Annotated in this window: 11 protein-coding genes, 3 tRNA genes and 1 pseudogene; 9 read left to right on the top strand and 6 right to left on the bottom strand. The window is 60.6% G+C overall.

Annotated features, from left to right (window positions below; all coding sequences use genetic code 11):
* Window positions 1-240: 240 nt before the first annotated feature.
* A tRNA-Leu gene (locus BGK68_RS20575) sits at window positions 241-327 on the bottom strand.
* Window positions 328-563: 236 nt separating this feature from the next.
* Between BGK68_RS20575 and BGK68_RS20570 the strand changes: the two genes are divergently transcribed.
* The 9 genes from BGK68_RS20570 to BGK68_RS20530 all read left to right on the top strand — a co-directional run bounded on the left by BGK68_RS20570 (window position 564) and on the right by BGK68_RS20530 (window position 8,687).
* The gene (locus BGK68_RS20570) at window positions 564-758 is read left to right on the top strand and encodes a DUF1653 domain-containing protein (protein WP_075258608.1); all 195 of its coding nucleotides are present in this window, start codon (window positions 564-566) and stop codon (window positions 756-758) included.
* A gap of 95 nt (window positions 759-853) precedes the next feature.
* Window positions 854-1,351: a CreA family protein gene (locus BGK68_RS20565; RefSeq protein ID WP_075258607.1), complete on the top strand. Its 498-nt coding sequence runs from the start codon at window positions 854-856 to the stop codon at window positions 1,349-1,351.
* A 292-nt stretch (window positions 1,352-1,643) separates the two neighbouring features.
* A complete protein-coding gene (tig, locus tag BGK68_RS20560; protein ID WP_075258606.1) occupies window positions 1,644-2,993 on the top strand; it encodes a trigger factor in 1,350 nt (449 codons plus the stop codon).
* A gap of 51 nt (window positions 2,994-3,044) precedes the next feature.
* Window positions 3,045-3,671, top strand: coding sequence for an ATP-dependent Clp endopeptidase proteolytic subunit ClpP (gene clpP, locus BGK68_RS20555; protein WP_075258605.1), 627 nt, complete (start codon window positions 3,045-3,047; stop codon window positions 3,669-3,671).
* Window positions 3,672-3,944: 273 nt separating this feature from the next.
* A complete protein-coding gene (gene clpX / locus BGK68_RS20550; protein WP_075258604.1) occupies window positions 3,945-5,210 on the top strand; it encodes an ATP-dependent Clp protease ATP-binding subunit ClpX in 1,266 nt (421 codons plus the stop codon).
* Window positions 5,211-5,494: 284 nt separating this feature from the next.
* Complete coding sequence (gene lon, locus BGK68_RS20545) at window positions 5,495-7,903, top strand: endopeptidase La (RefSeq protein WP_013234555.1); 2,409 nt, start codon at window positions 5,495-5,497, stop codon at window positions 7,901-7,903.
* 284 nt (window positions 7,904-8,187) lie between these two features.
* The gene (locus BGK68_RS20540) at window positions 8,188-8,460 is read left to right on the top strand and encodes an HU family DNA-binding protein (protein ID WP_041310791.1); all 273 of its coding nucleotides are present in this window, start codon (window positions 8,188-8,190) and stop codon (window positions 8,458-8,460) included.
* A 49-nt stretch (window positions 8,461-8,509) separates the two neighbouring features.
* Window positions 8,510-8,585, top strand: a tRNA-Val gene (locus BGK68_RS20535).
* A 25-nt stretch (window positions 8,586-8,610) separates the two neighbouring features.
* Window positions 8,611-8,687, top strand: a tRNA-Asp gene (locus BGK68_RS20530).
* Window positions 8,688-9,186: 499 nt separating this feature from the next.
* Here BGK68_RS20530 and BGK68_RS20525 read toward each other — a convergent pair.
* The 5 genes and pseudogenes from BGK68_RS20525 to BGK68_RS20505 all read right to left on the bottom strand — a co-directional run bounded on the left by BGK68_RS20525 (window position 9,187) and on the right by BGK68_RS20505 (window position 14,088).
* Window positions 9,187-9,687, bottom strand: a complete 501-nt coding sequence (locus BGK68_RS20525; protein WP_075258603.1) for a Csu type fimbrial protein — start codon at window positions 9,685-9,687, stop codon at window positions 9,187-9,189.
* Between the two features lie 193 nt (window positions 9,688-9,880).
* A pseudogene (locus BGK68_RS20520) lies at window positions 9,881-10,300 on the bottom strand (Csu type fimbrial protein); the annotation flags it as partial.
* Between the two features lie 76 nt (window positions 10,301-10,376).
* Window positions 10,377-12,671, bottom strand: a complete 2,295-nt coding sequence (locus BGK68_RS20515) for a fimbria/pilus outer membrane usher protein (RefSeq protein WP_075258602.1) — start codon at window positions 12,669-12,671, stop codon at window positions 10,377-10,379.
* Window positions 12,668-13,414, bottom strand: coding sequence for a fimbrial biogenesis chaperone (locus BGK68_RS20510; protein WP_233149368.1), 747 nt, complete (start codon window positions 13,412-13,414; stop codon window positions 12,668-12,670). Before BGK68_RS20510 ends, BGK68_RS20515 begins: the two co-directional genes overlap by 4 nt.
* Before the next feature lie 194 nt (window positions 13,415-13,608).
* The gene (locus BGK68_RS20505) at window positions 13,609-14,088 is read right to left on the bottom strand and encodes a Csu type fimbrial protein (RefSeq protein ID WP_083657859.1); all 480 of its coding nucleotides are present in this window, start codon (window positions 14,086-14,088) and stop codon (window positions 13,609-13,611) included.
* Window positions 14,089-14,446 lie beyond the last annotated feature (358 nt).

Below are 14,446 nucleotides of genomic sequence, written 5' to 3'. Positions count from 1 at the left end.
CCAACGTGAGACAACTGAAGGTCATTCAAACCGGTGAGGGTGATGTTTTGATGGGAAGTGAGCGGAGATGAGAAATTTTTCACCCCGGAGCGCTGGCGCTGTAAAACTGGAGGAGGGGGCTGCTTCAGCGCGCGGTCACCGCATCCGACGCGGATTGGCCCAGGCGCTTGAACAAGGCACGCCGAGACCGGGTAGGTAGCGGCAGCCATGACGGCAAACCTTGGTTTTAAACGGATTGTCTGGTGCGAGGAGGGGGACTCGAACCCCCACACCATTGCTGGCGTCAGGACCTAAACCTGGTGCGTCTACCAATTTCGCCATCCTCGCTGAAGGTGTCGGGCATCGGTGCGAAAGCAGTCTGGCAGCGGGCTTGCCGCAGAGTTGCCGCTACCGATGCAGGTAGCATTTTGTCAAAGCGCGCCATTGTACTGCAAGCCGTTGACCCTGTGGGCGTTTTTCTGTGCGGCTCATGTCAGGAGAGTCTGGAGAGATTCGCGCAGCCGGTCATCGGTAGTACCATGCCGCCTCACTGTTCAACACACTCAGCAGGAAGCGGGAAGCGCATGACACTGTATCGTCACTACAAGGGTGGTATCTATGAATATATCGACGAGGCCATCCTGGAGGCTGACCTCACGCCCATGATCGTCTATCGCGCCGCCGATGGCCGGCTGTGGCTGCGTCCGCGTGAGGCTTTCTTCGAGATGGTGGAGGTCGATGGCAAGCAGGTGCAGCGCTTCCAGAAAATCGAAGACTGAGCAGGCTGTCTCTATCTTCATGGCCGGGAGCGCAAGCTGAACAATGTGCGCTCTGGCCGGTCTATCTCATCCGTTCACCATTCCCGGGCATTTCCATGAAACCTCAAGCACGCGCCCTGGTCGGGGCCATCCTGTCTGCCGTCAGCCTGACGGCGGTCCTTCCGCAATCCGCTTCGGCCGAGGAGCTGGCCGACGTCAGCACGGCCTTCCGCTGGCTGGGCAAGAACGACCGCGTGGTCATCGAAGCCTATGACGACCCCAAGGTGGTCGGCGTGACCTGCTACGTTTCCCGCGCCCGCACCGGGGGCGTGAAGGGCACGGTGGGGCTGGCCGAGGACAAGTCCGAGGCCTCTATCGCCTGTCGCCAGGTCGCGCCCAGCCTGCAGTTCAAGGACAAGCTGCCGGTGCAGGAAGATGTGTTCAGCGAGCGCATGTCCATCCTCTTCAAGCGCCTGCATGTGGTGCGGGTGGTTGATGCCAGGCGCAATACCCTGGTCTACCTGACCTATTCGGACAAGCTCATCGACGGCAGCCCCATGAACGCGGTGACGGCCGTGCCGGTGTCGCCGGCCACGCCCATTCCGGTGAAGTAGCAAGAAATTCTCTAAATTCTTTACGTGGCGGCGCGGCTGGGCGGCAGCTCAGCCGCCTCGCTGCGGCTTGGTGATCCGCGCCAGGCCTGGCGGAGCAGCCTGTAGCGGGTTTTTGCCGGTGTTTGCAGCCTGGCAAGGCCAATTTTGGACTATCGGCGCTTTTTCCGTATAAAATAGCGAGCTTTAGCGCGGCCGGGCAGGGCGCTTGTCGTCTGCAGTCATCCATCTGGGTTGATTGGGACGTGGCGGAAACGCTCCGGCTTACGGAATTCTTAACATTTGGACGATTTAAATGGCAACTGCTGTCGAAACCCTGAGCAAACTCGAACGTCGTATGACCCTGTCTTTCCCGCTGGCCGATGTTCAGGCTGAAGTGGAAAAGCGCCTGAAGGTGCGTGCCCGTACCGCCAAGGCGCCGGGTTTCCGTCCGGGTAAAGTGCCGATGAAGATGGTTGCCGCCCAGTTCGGCTACCAGGTCGAAACCGAAGTCCTGAACGACAAGGTCGGCCGTGCCTTCAACGACGCCGCTGTCGAAAACAACCTGCGCGTGGCAGGCTTCCCGCGCATCGAACCCAAGACCAGCGAAGAAGCCGGTGAAGGCAAGCTGGCCTTCGACGCCACCTTCGAAGTCTATCCCGAAGTGACCCTGGGCGACCTGTCCGGCGCCGAAGTCGAGAAGACCATCGCTGCTGTCTCCGACGCTGAAATCGACAAGACCATCGACATCCTGCGCAAGCAACGCGTGCACTACCACGTCAAGGGCGAGCAAGGCGCGCACGGCGACGGCGGTGCTGACCAGTCGGCCCAGAACGGCGACCGCGTGACCGTGGACTTCGTCGGCAAGATCGACGGCGTGGAATTCCAGGGCGGCAAGGCCGAAGCCTTCCCGTTCGTGCTGGGCGAAGGCCGCATGCTGCCGGAATTCGAAGCCGCCACCATCGGCCTGAAGGTCGGCGAATCCAAGTCCTTCCCGCTGGCCTTCCCCGAGGATTATCACGGCAAGGACGTGGCCGGCAAGACCGCTGAATTCACCATCACCGTCAAGAAGATCGAATGGGCGCACATGCCTGAAGTCGATGCAGTCTTCGCTCAGTCCCTGGGCATCGAAGACGGCGATCTGACCAAGATGCGCGAAGACATCAAGAAGAACCTGGAGCGCGAAGTCACCGCCCGCACCAAGGCCAAGACCAAGGACAGCGTCATGAACGCCCTGATCCAGGCGTCGGAACTGGAAGTGCCCAAGGCCCTGATCGACCAGGACGTCGAGCGCCTGTCCGAAATGGCCCGTCAAGACATGGCCCAGCGCGGCATGGACCCCAAGGTCATGCAACTGCCCAAGGAACTTTTCACCGCCCAGGCCGAGCGCCGCGTGCGCCTGGGTCTGATCCTGGCTGAAGTGGTCAAGCAGAACAAGCTGGAAGCCACCGAAGAACAGGTCAAGGCCCAGATCGAAGATTTCGCCCAGAGCTACGAAGATCCGCAACAAGTGCTGAAGTACTACTTCTCCGACCGCCGCCGCCTGGCCGAAGTCGAAGCTCTTGTTTTGGAAGAAAACGTCGTCAACTACGTTCTCGGCAAGGCCAAGGTCTCGGAAAAGCCGGTTTCGTTCGATGAACTGATGGGTAATCAGGCGCAAGCGTAATCCGGTTTTCTCTAGTAGTATCAGAAAACTCTTACGCTTAAGGATGCATACATGACTGGTCTGATGAAGCAATCTGCACTGGATACCCAAATGCTCGGCATGGTGCCGATGGTGATCGAACAGAGTGGTCGGGGCGAGCGCGCCTACGACATCTATTCGCGCCTGCTGAAGGAACGCATCATTTTCCTGGTCGGACCGGTCAATGATGCGATGGCCAACCTGATCGTGGCCCAGCTGCTGTTCCTGGAAAGCGAAAACCCGGACAAGGATATTTCCCTGTACATCAACTCGCCTGGCGGTTCGGTTTCGGCCGGCATGGCGATCTTCGACACGATGCAGTTCATCAAGCCGCAGGTGTCGACGCTGTGCACGGGTCTGGCCGCCTCCATGGGCGCTTTCCTGCTGGCCGCTGGCGCCAAGGGCAAGCGTTTCTCGCTGCCGAACTCGCGTATCATGATTCACCAGCCTCTGGGCGGCGCCCAGGGCCAGGCATCGGATATCGAGATCCAGGCGCGTGAAATCCTGTACCTGCGTGAACGTCTGAACACCATCCTCGCTGAGAAGACCGGCCGTAGCGTCGAGCAGATCAGCAAGGACACCGATCGCGACAACTTCATGTCGGCTGACGCCGCCGCGGAGTATGGCCTCATCGATAAGGTGCTGACTGAGCGTGCTTGAGCTGTTGGCAAGCTCAGCGTCGTAAGAACGCGAAAAAATGCCCGAACGATATTCCGTTCGGGCATTTTTTTTGTCTTTTCTCGCTATTTTTTGACGAAATCGGCACAGAGCGGCTTTTTGGCTTCTGTTTGCTTGATAAACGGCACCCGCAGTGACATATAACGGTCATATTGCAGTCCTGTGAAGCATTGTGGGGCAGCAATCATGACCAGGCCGTGACGAATCCGGATTTCGCGGGTATGATCGGGTCGTAACTTCTATCCTAGTAGCTCTATGTCTGAGAAAAAATCCTCCAGCGGCGAAAAACTGCTTTACTGCTCCTTCTGCGGCAAGAGCCAGCATGAAGTCAAGAAGCTCATCGCCGGTCCTTCGGTCTTCATCTGCGACGAATGCATCGACCTGTGCAATGACATCATCCGCGACGAGGCCGCCAGCGTGGAAAACGTGGCCGGCGCCAAGTCGGACCTGCCCACGCCCCAGGAAATCACCGAACTGCTGGACCAGTATGTGATCGGACAGGCTACGGCCAAGCGCATCCTGTCGGTGGCGGTGTACAACCACTACAAGCGCCTGAAGCACCTCGGCAAGAAGGATGATGTCGAGCTGGCCAAGAGCAACATCCTGCTGGTCGGCCCCACCGGCTCCGGCAAGACCCTGCTGGCGCAGACCCTGGCGCGCATGCTCAACGTTCCCTTCGTGATCGCCGATGCGACCACGCTGACCGAAGCCGGCTATGTCGGCGAGGACGTGGAAAACATCATCCAGAAGCTGCTGCAGAACTGCAATTACGAAGTCGAGAAGGCCCAGAAGGGCATCGTCTACATCGACGAGATCGACAAGATTTCCCGCAAGTCCGACAACCCCTCGATCACCCGCGACGTGTCTGGCGAAGGCGTGCAGCAGGCCCTGCTGAAGCTGATCGAAGGCACCATGGCGTCGGTGCCCCCGCAAGGCGGCCGCAAGCATCCGAATCAGGACTTCGTGCAGATCGACACGACCAACATCATGTTCATCTGCGGCGGCGCATTCGATGGCCTGGCGCGGATCATCTCCGACCGTTCCGAAAAGAGCGGCATCGGCTTCTCGGCCAGCGTGAAGAGCCAGACTCAGAAGAGCAATTCGGAAGTGCTGCTCAACGCCGAGCCGGAAGACCTGGTCAAGTTCGGCCTGATTCCCGAGTTGGTGGGCCGTCTGCCGGTGATTGCAACCTTGAACGAGCTGGACGAGGAAGCGCTGATCCAGATCCTGATCGAGCCCAAGAACGCGCTCATCAAGCAGTACGCCAAGCTGTTGCAGATGGAAGGCGCCGAGCTGGAGATCCGTCCCGCGGCCATGCACGCCATCGCCAAGAAGGCGCTGGCCCGCAAGACCGGCGCGCGCGGCCTGCGTTCCATCCTGGAACACGCTCTGCTGGATGTGATGTATGAACTTCCGAGCGAGCAGAACGTGGCCAAGGTAGTGGTCGATGAAAACACCATCACCAATGGCGCCAAGCCGCTCTTGATCTATCATGACCAGCCGAAGGTGTCGGGCGGCTGATTGCCCGGCGACTGAAGGAAAAGCAGTAGAGGAAGGCATCCGCTTTGGATGCCTTCCGGTAGCAAGAAGCCACCACGAAGTCCGGTCACCGCAAACACGGTAAAATAAACCGGCGCACATTATCTGGCTTCCATCGAAAAGCCACCCGGAGCTAGCTTCGCGTGTGGCTTTTTTATTTTGTTGCGATCATGACAACGCGCAGCCGGTGAATTTTTAGTCAGCCGGACTTGTGTTTTGGTCACTCGTGCCAACATCATTCACAGTACTTATTGATAAGGCCCGCCATGACGACTCCGATACTTACAGAACAATCGCAATTGCCGCTGTTGCCCTTACGGGATGTGGTTGTCTTCCCGCATATGGTGATTCCGCTCTTCGTCGGCCGCCCGAAGTCGATCAAGGCGCTGGAAGCGGCCATGGAGCAGGGCAAGAGCATCATGCTGGCGGCGCAGAAGGCGGCCGCCAAGGATGAGCCCTCGGCTGAAGACATCTACGAAATCGGCTGCGTGGCCAACATCCTGCAGATGCTGAAGCTGCCCGACGGCACCGTGAAGGTGCTGGTCGAAGGTGCGCAGCGCGCACGCATCCATCACATCAGCGAACTGGACACCCACTTCGTCGCCGACCTGACCCCGGTGGAATCCGAGCAGGGCGATGATGCCGAAGTCGAAGCCATGCGTCGCACCATCGTGCAGCAGTTCGACCAGTACGTGAAGCTGAACAAGAAGATCCCGCCCGAGATCCTGACCTCGCTGGCTGGCATCGACGACGCCGGTCGCCTGGCCGACACTATCGCCGCGCATCTGCCGCTGAAGCTGGAGCAGAAGCAGGTGATCCTGGAGATCTTCAACGTCGCCAAGCGTTACGAGCACCTGCTCGGCCAACTGGAAGGCGAACTCGATATCCTGCAGGTGGAAAAGCGCATCCGTGGGCGCGTCAAGCGCCAGATGGAAAAGTCGCAGCGCGAGTACTACCTGAACGAACAGGTCAAGGCCATCCAGAAGGAACTGGGCGAAGGCGAAGACGGCGCCGATCTGGAAGAGCTGGAAAAGAAGATCGCTGCGGCCAAGATGCCCAAGGAAGCCCTGGAAAAGGCCCAGTCCGAGCTGAAGAAGTTGAAGCTGATGTCGCCCATGTCGGCTGAGGCCACCGTGGTGCGCAACTACATCGACACCCTGGTGGCGCTGCCCTGGAAGAAGAAGTCCAAGGTCAACAATGATCTGACCAACGCCGAGAAGGTGCTGGAAGGCGATCACTATGGCCTGGAGAAGGTCAAGGAACGTATCCTGGAATATCTCGCCGTGCAACAGCGCGTGGATAAGCTGAAGGCGCCGATCCTGTGCTTCGTCGGTCCGCCGGGCGTAGGCAAGACCTCGCTGGGCCAATCCATCGCCCGCGCGACGAACCGCAAGTTCGTGCGCATGGCCCTGGGTGGCGTGCGTGACGAGGCCGAGATCCGCGGTCACCGCCGTACCTATATCGGTTCCATGCCGGGCAAGATCCTGCAGAGCCTGTCCAAGGTCGGCGTGCGCAATCCGCTGTTCCTGCTCGATGAAATCGACAAGCTGGGCATGGATTTCCGTGGCGATCCGTCGTCGGCCCTGCTGGAAGTGCTGGATCCGGAGCAGAATCACACCTTCTCCGACCACTACATCGAAGTCGACTTCGACCTGTCGGACGTGATGTTCGTGGCGACCTCGAACTCCTTCAACATCCCGCCGGCGCTGCTGGACCGGATGGAAGTGATCCGCCTGTCGGGTTACACCGAGGACGAGAAGACCAGCATTGCGCAGCGTTACCTGCTGCCCAAGCAGATCAAGAACAACGGCCTGAAGGAAGGCGAGATCAGCGTGGCCGAATCGGCTATCCGCGACATCATCCGCTACTACACCCGTGAAGCCGGCGTGCGCTCGCTGGAACGCGAAGTCTCGAAGATCTGCCGCAAGGTGGTGAAGCTCTTGCTGCTGAAGAAGCAGGAAAAGAAGGTCACCGTCACTTCGCGCAATCTGGACAAGTTCCTGGGTGTGCGTCGCTTCGACTTCGGCATCGCCGAGAAGGAAAACCAGATCGGCCAAGTAGTTGGCCTGGCCTGGACCGAGGTGGGTGGCGACCTGCTGACCATCGAAGCGGTGAACATGCCCGGCAAGGGCCAGATCATCCGCACCGGTACGCTGGGCGATGTGATGAAGGAGTCGATCGAAGCTGCACGCACCGTCGTTCGCAGCCGTGCCCGCAAGCTCGGCATCAAGAACGAAGTGTTCGAGAAGAGCGACATCCACATCCACGTGCCGGAAGGTGCGACGCCCAAGGACGGTCCGTCTGCCGGTATCGCCATGACGACGGCGCTGGTGTCCATCTTCAGCGGCATCCCGGTGCGCGCTGACGTGGCCATGACGGGTGAAATCACCCTGCGCGGCGAAGTGCTGCCCATCGGCGGTCTGAAGGAAAAGCTGTTGGCGGCGCATCGCGGCGGCATCAAGACCGTGCTCATTCCCGAGCAGAACGTGAAGGATCTGGCCGAGATTCCGGACAACGTGAAGAACAAGCTGGAGATCATCCCGGTGCGTTGGATCGACAAGGTGCTGGAAGTCGCCCTGGAACGGCAGCCGGTGCCCCTCAGTGAAGACGAGGCGATCGTCGAAGCGGCGGTGGCACCCAAGGAAGGGGCGACGGACCCGGTCGTGAAGCATTGAGCTTATCCTTCATCTTCGTCTCAGTAGTAGTGAAGAGCGCCTCCTTGGAGGCGCTTTTTTCTTATATGCTGGGGTTCCCCAAGGTTTTGTTGACCAAGCGATAAAGAAGCTCACTGAAAATCGCGGCATAGGCCGCAAACTCGCTTGACACCTGGGTTAGCGGCTTGTTTAATACGCGCTGCGGAATTTTTCCGCAAGGCAAGTGACGGTGAGGGGGCTCTGTCGTTTGGTCGCACGCTGTCACTTGAAATGAAATCAAACAATTACTTGTTCGAGGGGCGTAAGTGAATAAAGGCGAACTGATTGAACACATTGCCGGCGAAGCAGACATTTCCAAGGCAGCCGCGGGACGTGCAGTAGACGCATTCATTGGTGCAGTAAAGACCACGCTGAAGAAGAATGGCACGGTGACGCTGGTGGGTTTCGGCACTTTCGCCGTGGGCAAGCGCGCAGCCCGCACCGGCCGCAATCCGCAGACTGGCGCAGCGATCAAGATCAAGGCAGCAAAGGTTCCGAAATTTAAAGCTGGCAAAGCTTTAAAAGATGCTATAAAATAATGTTCTTTCGTTGCTGAGGTAACAATGCAGCGAGACTGTTAAGGTTGCCGGGCGCTTAGCTCAGTTGGTAGAGCGGAGCCCTTACAAGGCTTAGGTCGGGAGTTCGAGCCTCTCAGCGCCCACCAGCATCTTGCGGTCAGCACCAGTTTAGGAGCGGTAGTTCAGTTGGTTAGAATACCGGCCTGTCACGCCGGGGGTCGCGGGTTCGAGCCCCGTCCGCTCCGCCAAATAAAATGCCCTGTTCGCAAGAACAGGGCATTTTTGTTTTTGCGCAGCAAAAACTGCGGAGCGGAGGGAGCCGCCTGCGCGGCTCCCGGCGGGGCGAGAAGGGAATCGCTTGCAAGCGATTCCGCGGCCTGCGCTTGTGTAGGAGAGCCCCTGCCGCTGCGCCAGAAAAAACGCCTCGTTCGCAAGAACGGGGCGTTTTTGTTTTTGCGTAGCAGAAGCTGCGTCCAGCCGGGTCCTTGATCCAGGGCTGATCCTCCACGCAATCCTTTCGGGACGGCGGCCATCTCGCACGCAACAACCAGCGCCCCCGGATCAGGACGAAAAAAAACGGTGTACTTCTTCATGAAGTACACCGTCCACCCCCTCCGGTTTCCCCGGTATTGCGTATAGCTGATGTTGTAATCCCCGCCTTGCCTGGGCGTCAAGGTGCAGTGCGATAGCGGCGCCGTGATCCTTGCGTCAAAAGCGCGCCAGGCCTGGCATCAGCCATTCATTGATTCAGTAGGTCAGTGTCACGGTCACGGTATCCGAATAGGAGCCGGCCAGCGGTGTCTGGGCGGCCGGGATCTGGCCGTACACGGTCAGGGTCTGGGCCAGACCGCTGCCGGTGCCGGTCAGGGTGTCGGTGCCGATGGTCGAGCCCCAGTTGCTGCTGCGGGCCGAGTCACGGTACAGGGCATAGTTCAGGGTGCCGCCGCCGGACGCGCTCATCTTGCGGTTGCCTACCGTAGCACCGGTGCCGGTGCCGGCATCCAGACCCACGTTGTAGGCAGTGCCGTTGGTGCACTGGACGGTGATGCTGCCGGTCTGGTTCACCACGGTCTGGTTGTAGGCACCGAAGGCGATCGAAGAACCCACCACGGTGCAGGAAGCCACCACTGAAGCGCTGATGGTCAGGGAGGCGCTGGCCGTTGCTGCGAAAGAAGCTGGAGCGGCGCAGGTCAGGGTAGCGGCAGCCACGCAAGCGGCGATGAAGCGGTTTTTCTTGGTAACGAACATGTTGGTTCTCCTGATGTCTGGCTGCCCCGTTCGCGCCCCTTGCGTGAACTTCCCTGTGCAGCTGGTATGGAGACACTTTAGCGGCAGGGCCGAGGAGACAACATCCGGGTATTCCTTAAGAACCTGCCAATACTCCTCGGGAAAAACCTGATGCGTGGCAAACATGCAGCAGACCTGTCCTCTGTGCCACGCTTCAGTAGGTGATGAGGATGGTAAGCGTATCCAGGTAACTACCCGCCTTCACATTCTGGCTGCCGGGCACCCGTCCATAGACGGTGTAGTGCTTCACCACCGGCGTGAGCACCTGCAACAGGTAGCCGTCGGTGATGAAGCTGGTGCCGGAGGAACCGTCACCCCAGATGCTGCTGCGGGCCGCATCGGTATAGACCTGATAGTTCAGGCTGGTAGCCCCACTGAGCATCTTGCGCTGCGTCAGTGCGCCGCTGTTGCCGCTGCTGAGCTTGACCGTGTAGGCCATCAATAGCGACACCGTCGCCTGGCAGGTCACGCTGATGCTGCCGGCGTTGTCGATGGTGGCGCTGGATTGCGGATCGTAGAGGCCGAAGGAGACCGGACTGGACGACGCCGAGCATACCTGCTGCGCACCCGCAGGCGTCTAGGCGGCCAGCAGCAGGGCCAGTATCGCGGCGCTGGCGATTCTCATGCGGGCTCCCTGGCAAAGACGACATTCATCGGCACACCACCACTTCATTGGCCATCCCCCCCTCGGTGCGCACCGGCGGCACCAGCGTGGCATGGCACTGGTCGCCGGAGGGCAGCAATACATCCAGCGTATTGAGCGGCGCCAGCTCTTGCAGATAGCTCACGCCATCGTAGCCCACGGGTGCCTGCAGGCCCGTTTCCCTGACCCGGATGCTTGACCCGATCGGGATATAGTTGCCGGTCGCATCCTTGAGGGTGAGCGTCACGTCCGAGGCGCGCCGTGCATTGAAATGGACGATGACGCCGGAGCGATCACGCGGCTTGACGTACTGGTCGGACTGATCCAGTTGCAAGGTCAACGGCAGGTCCAGGACGTCCACCGAGATCTTGTTGACATCGTAGGCGCGCAGGTCGGTCAGCAGCAACTGACCATTGTCGTCGGTGCGTCCGGCGTAGCGGTTCTCGTTGTAGATGCCGACATTCTTCACGCCGCTGGCATTGACCACGGCGAAGCTGTCGTCGATCCAGTCCGAGGCGAAGACGCCGCCATCCATGAAGGCCAGCGCGCCGCGCGCACCCAGGCGCTGGCTGGAAATGGTGCCGCCCTGTGAGACGCCAGCGCTGAAGCTGCCGACGCGGCTCTTGTAGTTCACCTGGGCCAGGCGTTGCTGATAACTGCCTTCAGTGTCCTGCAACTGCCAGCCGAGGTCGCCGATGGCGACCGTGGAACGGCTGGCCTGCAGCGAGGCGGTGCGTTGGCCATTGTTGTTGTTCACGCTGGCGCCGACCACATCGCGCCCGCCCAAGGGAATGATGAGGCCCACCGAGACGCCATGGCCGCTGTTGCGGAAATCCCGGTAGCCGGTCAGGTACATGCTGGCCGTGCTGCCTAGCGACTTGAAGTAGGTGAGCGTCAAGGTCTCACTGTCGGCCAGGCCCGTGGTGCCGAGGTCGGTGAACAGCAGCGGGCTCTTGCTGCGCGCATACGCCATGCTCAAGGAGCCAGCGCTGCCCAGGTTCATGCCCAAGGTGGCCACGGTGGCGCTGCGGGACACGGGCGCACCCTGAAGGGCGCCAATGTCCTGGTAGTCGCGGGTGGCCTGGGTGCGGCTGAGCGACAGGCTCAGGGGATCGGCGTTGCGTTCGATCGCCAGCGAGAGCTGCTGGCCCGAGCCGCTGGCCGCGCTGCTGGCCGATAGCGCCGAAGCCAGCACGGCGCGGTTGCCCAGGTTGAAGACGGCGCCGCCGCCCCCCAACCTCAGGTCGTGCATGGCTTCGGCGTGACCCTCCAGAGTCAGCCAGTCGCTCACGCCGTGGCGCGCTGTTCCCGACAGCGCGAATTGTCCATAGTCATTGCTGCGCAGCCCGTAATTGCGGCGCACCCAGCCGCCTTCGGCCGAATAGGAGGACAAGCCGGGCTTGAGAAGCCGGTCCGTTGCGTAGAAATTCACCGTGCGCAAGGTCTGCCGTCCCAGCTCATCGGTCACCGCCACGGCAATCTGCCCCGCGCCGCTGGCAATGGGCGGCTGGCGGATTTCAAACGGGCCGGGCGGCACCGGCTGCGACAACTGGCGCACGCCATTGACGAACAGGTCGACCGTCGACGGCACCACCGTTTCCCCGCCCAAGGAGGGCGTAGGGAAGCGCACCAGGTCGGGACGCAGGTTGAAATCCGAGGCGTACTGGAATCCCCCGAGCCGCACCGAGCGGCTCCACGCCAGGCTGCTGTTGATGACGTCGCCCAGGCGGTAACGCGTGAGGCTGGCCGGCTGGGAATAGGTCAAGGTGCTTTCCAGTCGCGCCGAGACGCCGCCGCTGTTGCCGGTGTAGCCCAGGGCGCTGGAGCTCACGACAGCGCTGCCGGAGAACCAGCGCGCATCGAACAGTCCGCCCAGCGCGTGCTGGCCCTGGCCGGAGCTGGCCAGCACGTCGTAGTTCAGCACGGCGCCCTGTGCACCGGGCGAGAGCGCCACTCTGGCCGTGGCGCTGTTGGCTTCGATGTCGGTGATGTTCATGAAACGCGGTGCAATCTCCAGGTTGACCTTGGCGGCAGCTTCGTCGAGCTGGATGCGCGAGGCCAGGGCGCGGATGGCGATGAGCTCGTCATCTCCGCCGTCCACGCGCAGGTTCAGGCTGCGCAGCTCTGCGGCGCTGGCATACAGCTCCCGCTGGCGGCGCGTGAATTGCGCCACCAGGTTGGTGTCGCGCCCGTTGATGGCGACCTCCAGCAACAACAGCTCGTCGCCCGGTTCAGCGGCCCAGCCCGGCAGGCAGGGCAGCAGCAGGATCAAGGGCAGCAGCCAGAGCGGCAGGCGTCTCAAGGCGCAACGGTCAGTTCGGCATCAATCGGCCCGGCATCGCTGTTCGCAGTCAACTTGACTTTGCTGCCAGCGGCCAGCGGGGTCTCCGTGTCGATCAGGTACTGGCGGGTGAGCCCTGCCAGGGTGTAGGGATTGCCACCGGCCGGGGCGTTGATCTTCTTGCCGTTGGGTAGCGTCAGGGCCAGGTCCAGCAGGCGGGCGCGGCGATTGCCGCTGTTTTGCACCATCAGCCGGGCTGGCTTGCCTGCGTGTAACTGGTAGTCAAGCTGAAGTTTAGGAGTCGCGGTGGCCGCAATGAACACCGGCATGGAAATGCGGAACTTGAAACTGATGAGCGCTCCCTCGCTGCTGGAGGGGATCTCATCGATCAGCAGCCGAAAGGCAATCTCGCTGGCGCCGGCGGCCTGGCGGGAGACCACCCGGATGACTTGCGAAGCGCCGGGCGCGAGGTTGAACACCGGCGGGCTGATGATCAGGTTCTGGGTAGGCTGCAGCTCATCCTTGCTGTCGACCTGGGTCCATTCGTAGGCCCGGATCTGCAGCGAGACATTGTGATTGTCGTTGTTGACGATTTTGATCACCCCTGCGGTGCGCGCAGAGGAGAGCTCGAGCACCACCGGTGCAATCTCGAAATTGGATGCCTGCGCGGGCTGGAGGGCCCCCGCTGTCGCCAGGCAGGCCAGGACGCAATATCGGACGCAATACTCGGCGCAGGAACGCCACAGGGAAGCGGATCTCGTCACGCTGCGAAATCTCCAATCGGGTTGTCAGCTCTTCGTCAGTTCTTGGTAGAGTAAAGGCAAACGTAAGTTAAGTAATAGTCAAAGTTGCGCTTGAACCACAATATTTGCGCAAAAATTAACTATTGACTTGAGCCGGCGTGACTTGAGGTAGCCTTGCCGAGGCAGCAAGGCACAGCACTGCGGCAGCGCGCAGTTCAGTAGGAGAGGGTGATGGAGACGACGTCGCTATAGGCGCCGGCACGGGGCGACTGACCTGCCGGGACGTAGCCGTAGACCGGGAAGCTCTGGGCGTTGCCGGTGCCGACCCCGGCGACGGCGGCGCTGCCCGTGTTCCAGGCCGTGGTGCGGGCGGCGTCCTGGTAGAGGCCGTAGTCGATCCAGCTGGCGCCGTCAGCGCTAGCCATCCTGCGATTGGCCGTGCCGGTCGCGCCCTGGTCCAGGCCCACGGTGTAGCTGGTGCCGTTGGAGCAGGTGACGCCGATCTGGGCGTTTTGCTGCAGGGCGCTGGAGCGATACACGCCAAACGGCAGCGCCGCACTCTGGACGCTGCATTGCTGGGTGACGATGGCGGAAATTTCCAGATTGCCGGTCGGAGCGGCCGCCAGCGCGTTGCCGATCCCAGCCAGCGGCAGGGCAGCAAGAAGCAACAGGAGCGGGGACGTCTTCATGGTCATACTGCTTGGTTATATTGCTGATATGCAGGCGGTTGGCATCAGGAAAAACTTGATACTATTATAGAATTAATTCGAATAAAGACCTCGTGAAAGTGCCGGCAAACCACACTTTCATTTGAAAATTTAAATGAAGTTAAGGCAATTTGCTGACTAATTGCAAACATATTGCCTAATTTCGCGGGCGGCGGTATCGGCCAGTCGCACCCGGCAAGAACAGAGGTAGATGCGCGGCCTCGGTCGCGCGGCACGGTCATCGGGGGATTTCATCGCAGTCCCGGCTCAGCACAGGCAGACGCCATGTGTTTGCGTTCTCGGTAACCAGGTTTCAAGAAAATGACGTAACTGGATCAGGAAAGGG

The organism is Herbaspirillum camelliae (assembly GCF_001929405.1).
GTDB lineage: Bacteria > Pseudomonadota > Gammaproteobacteria > Burkholderiales > Burkholderiaceae_D > Herbaspirillum > Herbaspirillum seropedicae.
Note: the sequence above shows the minus strand (reverse complement) of the source record. Positions and strands in the feature narration are given on the sequence as shown.

Coding starts and splice junctions, on each gene's coding strand:
- lon (WP_013234555.1), top strand. CDS start 5,495: ATGACGACTCCGATACTTACAGAACAATCGCAATTGCCGCTGTTGCCC.
- clpX (WP_075258604.1), top strand. CDS start 3,945: ATGTCTGAGAAAAAATCCTCCAGCGGCGAAAAACTGCTTTACTGCTCC.
- BGK68_RS20505 (WP_083657859.1), bottom strand. CDS start 14,088: ATGACCATGAAGACGTCCCCGCTCCTGTTGCTTCTTGCTGCCCTGCCG.
- BGK68_RS20565 (WP_075258607.1), top strand. CDS start 854: ATGAAACCTCAAGCACGCGCCCTGGTCGGGGCCATCCTGTCTGCCGTC.
- clpP (WP_075258605.1), top strand. CDS start 3,045: ATGACTGGTCTGATGAAGCAATCTGCACTGGATACCCAAATGCTCGGC.
- BGK68_RS20570 (WP_075258608.1), top strand. CDS start 564: ATGACACTGTATCGTCACTACAAGGGTGGTATCTATGAATATATCGAC.
- tig (WP_075258606.1), top strand. CDS start 1,644: ATGGCAACTGCTGTCGAAACCCTGAGCAAACTCGAACGTCGTATGACC.
- BGK68_RS20525 (WP_075258603.1), bottom strand. CDS start 9,687: ATGTTCGTTACCAAGAAAAACCGCTTCATCGCCGCTTGCGTGGCTGCC.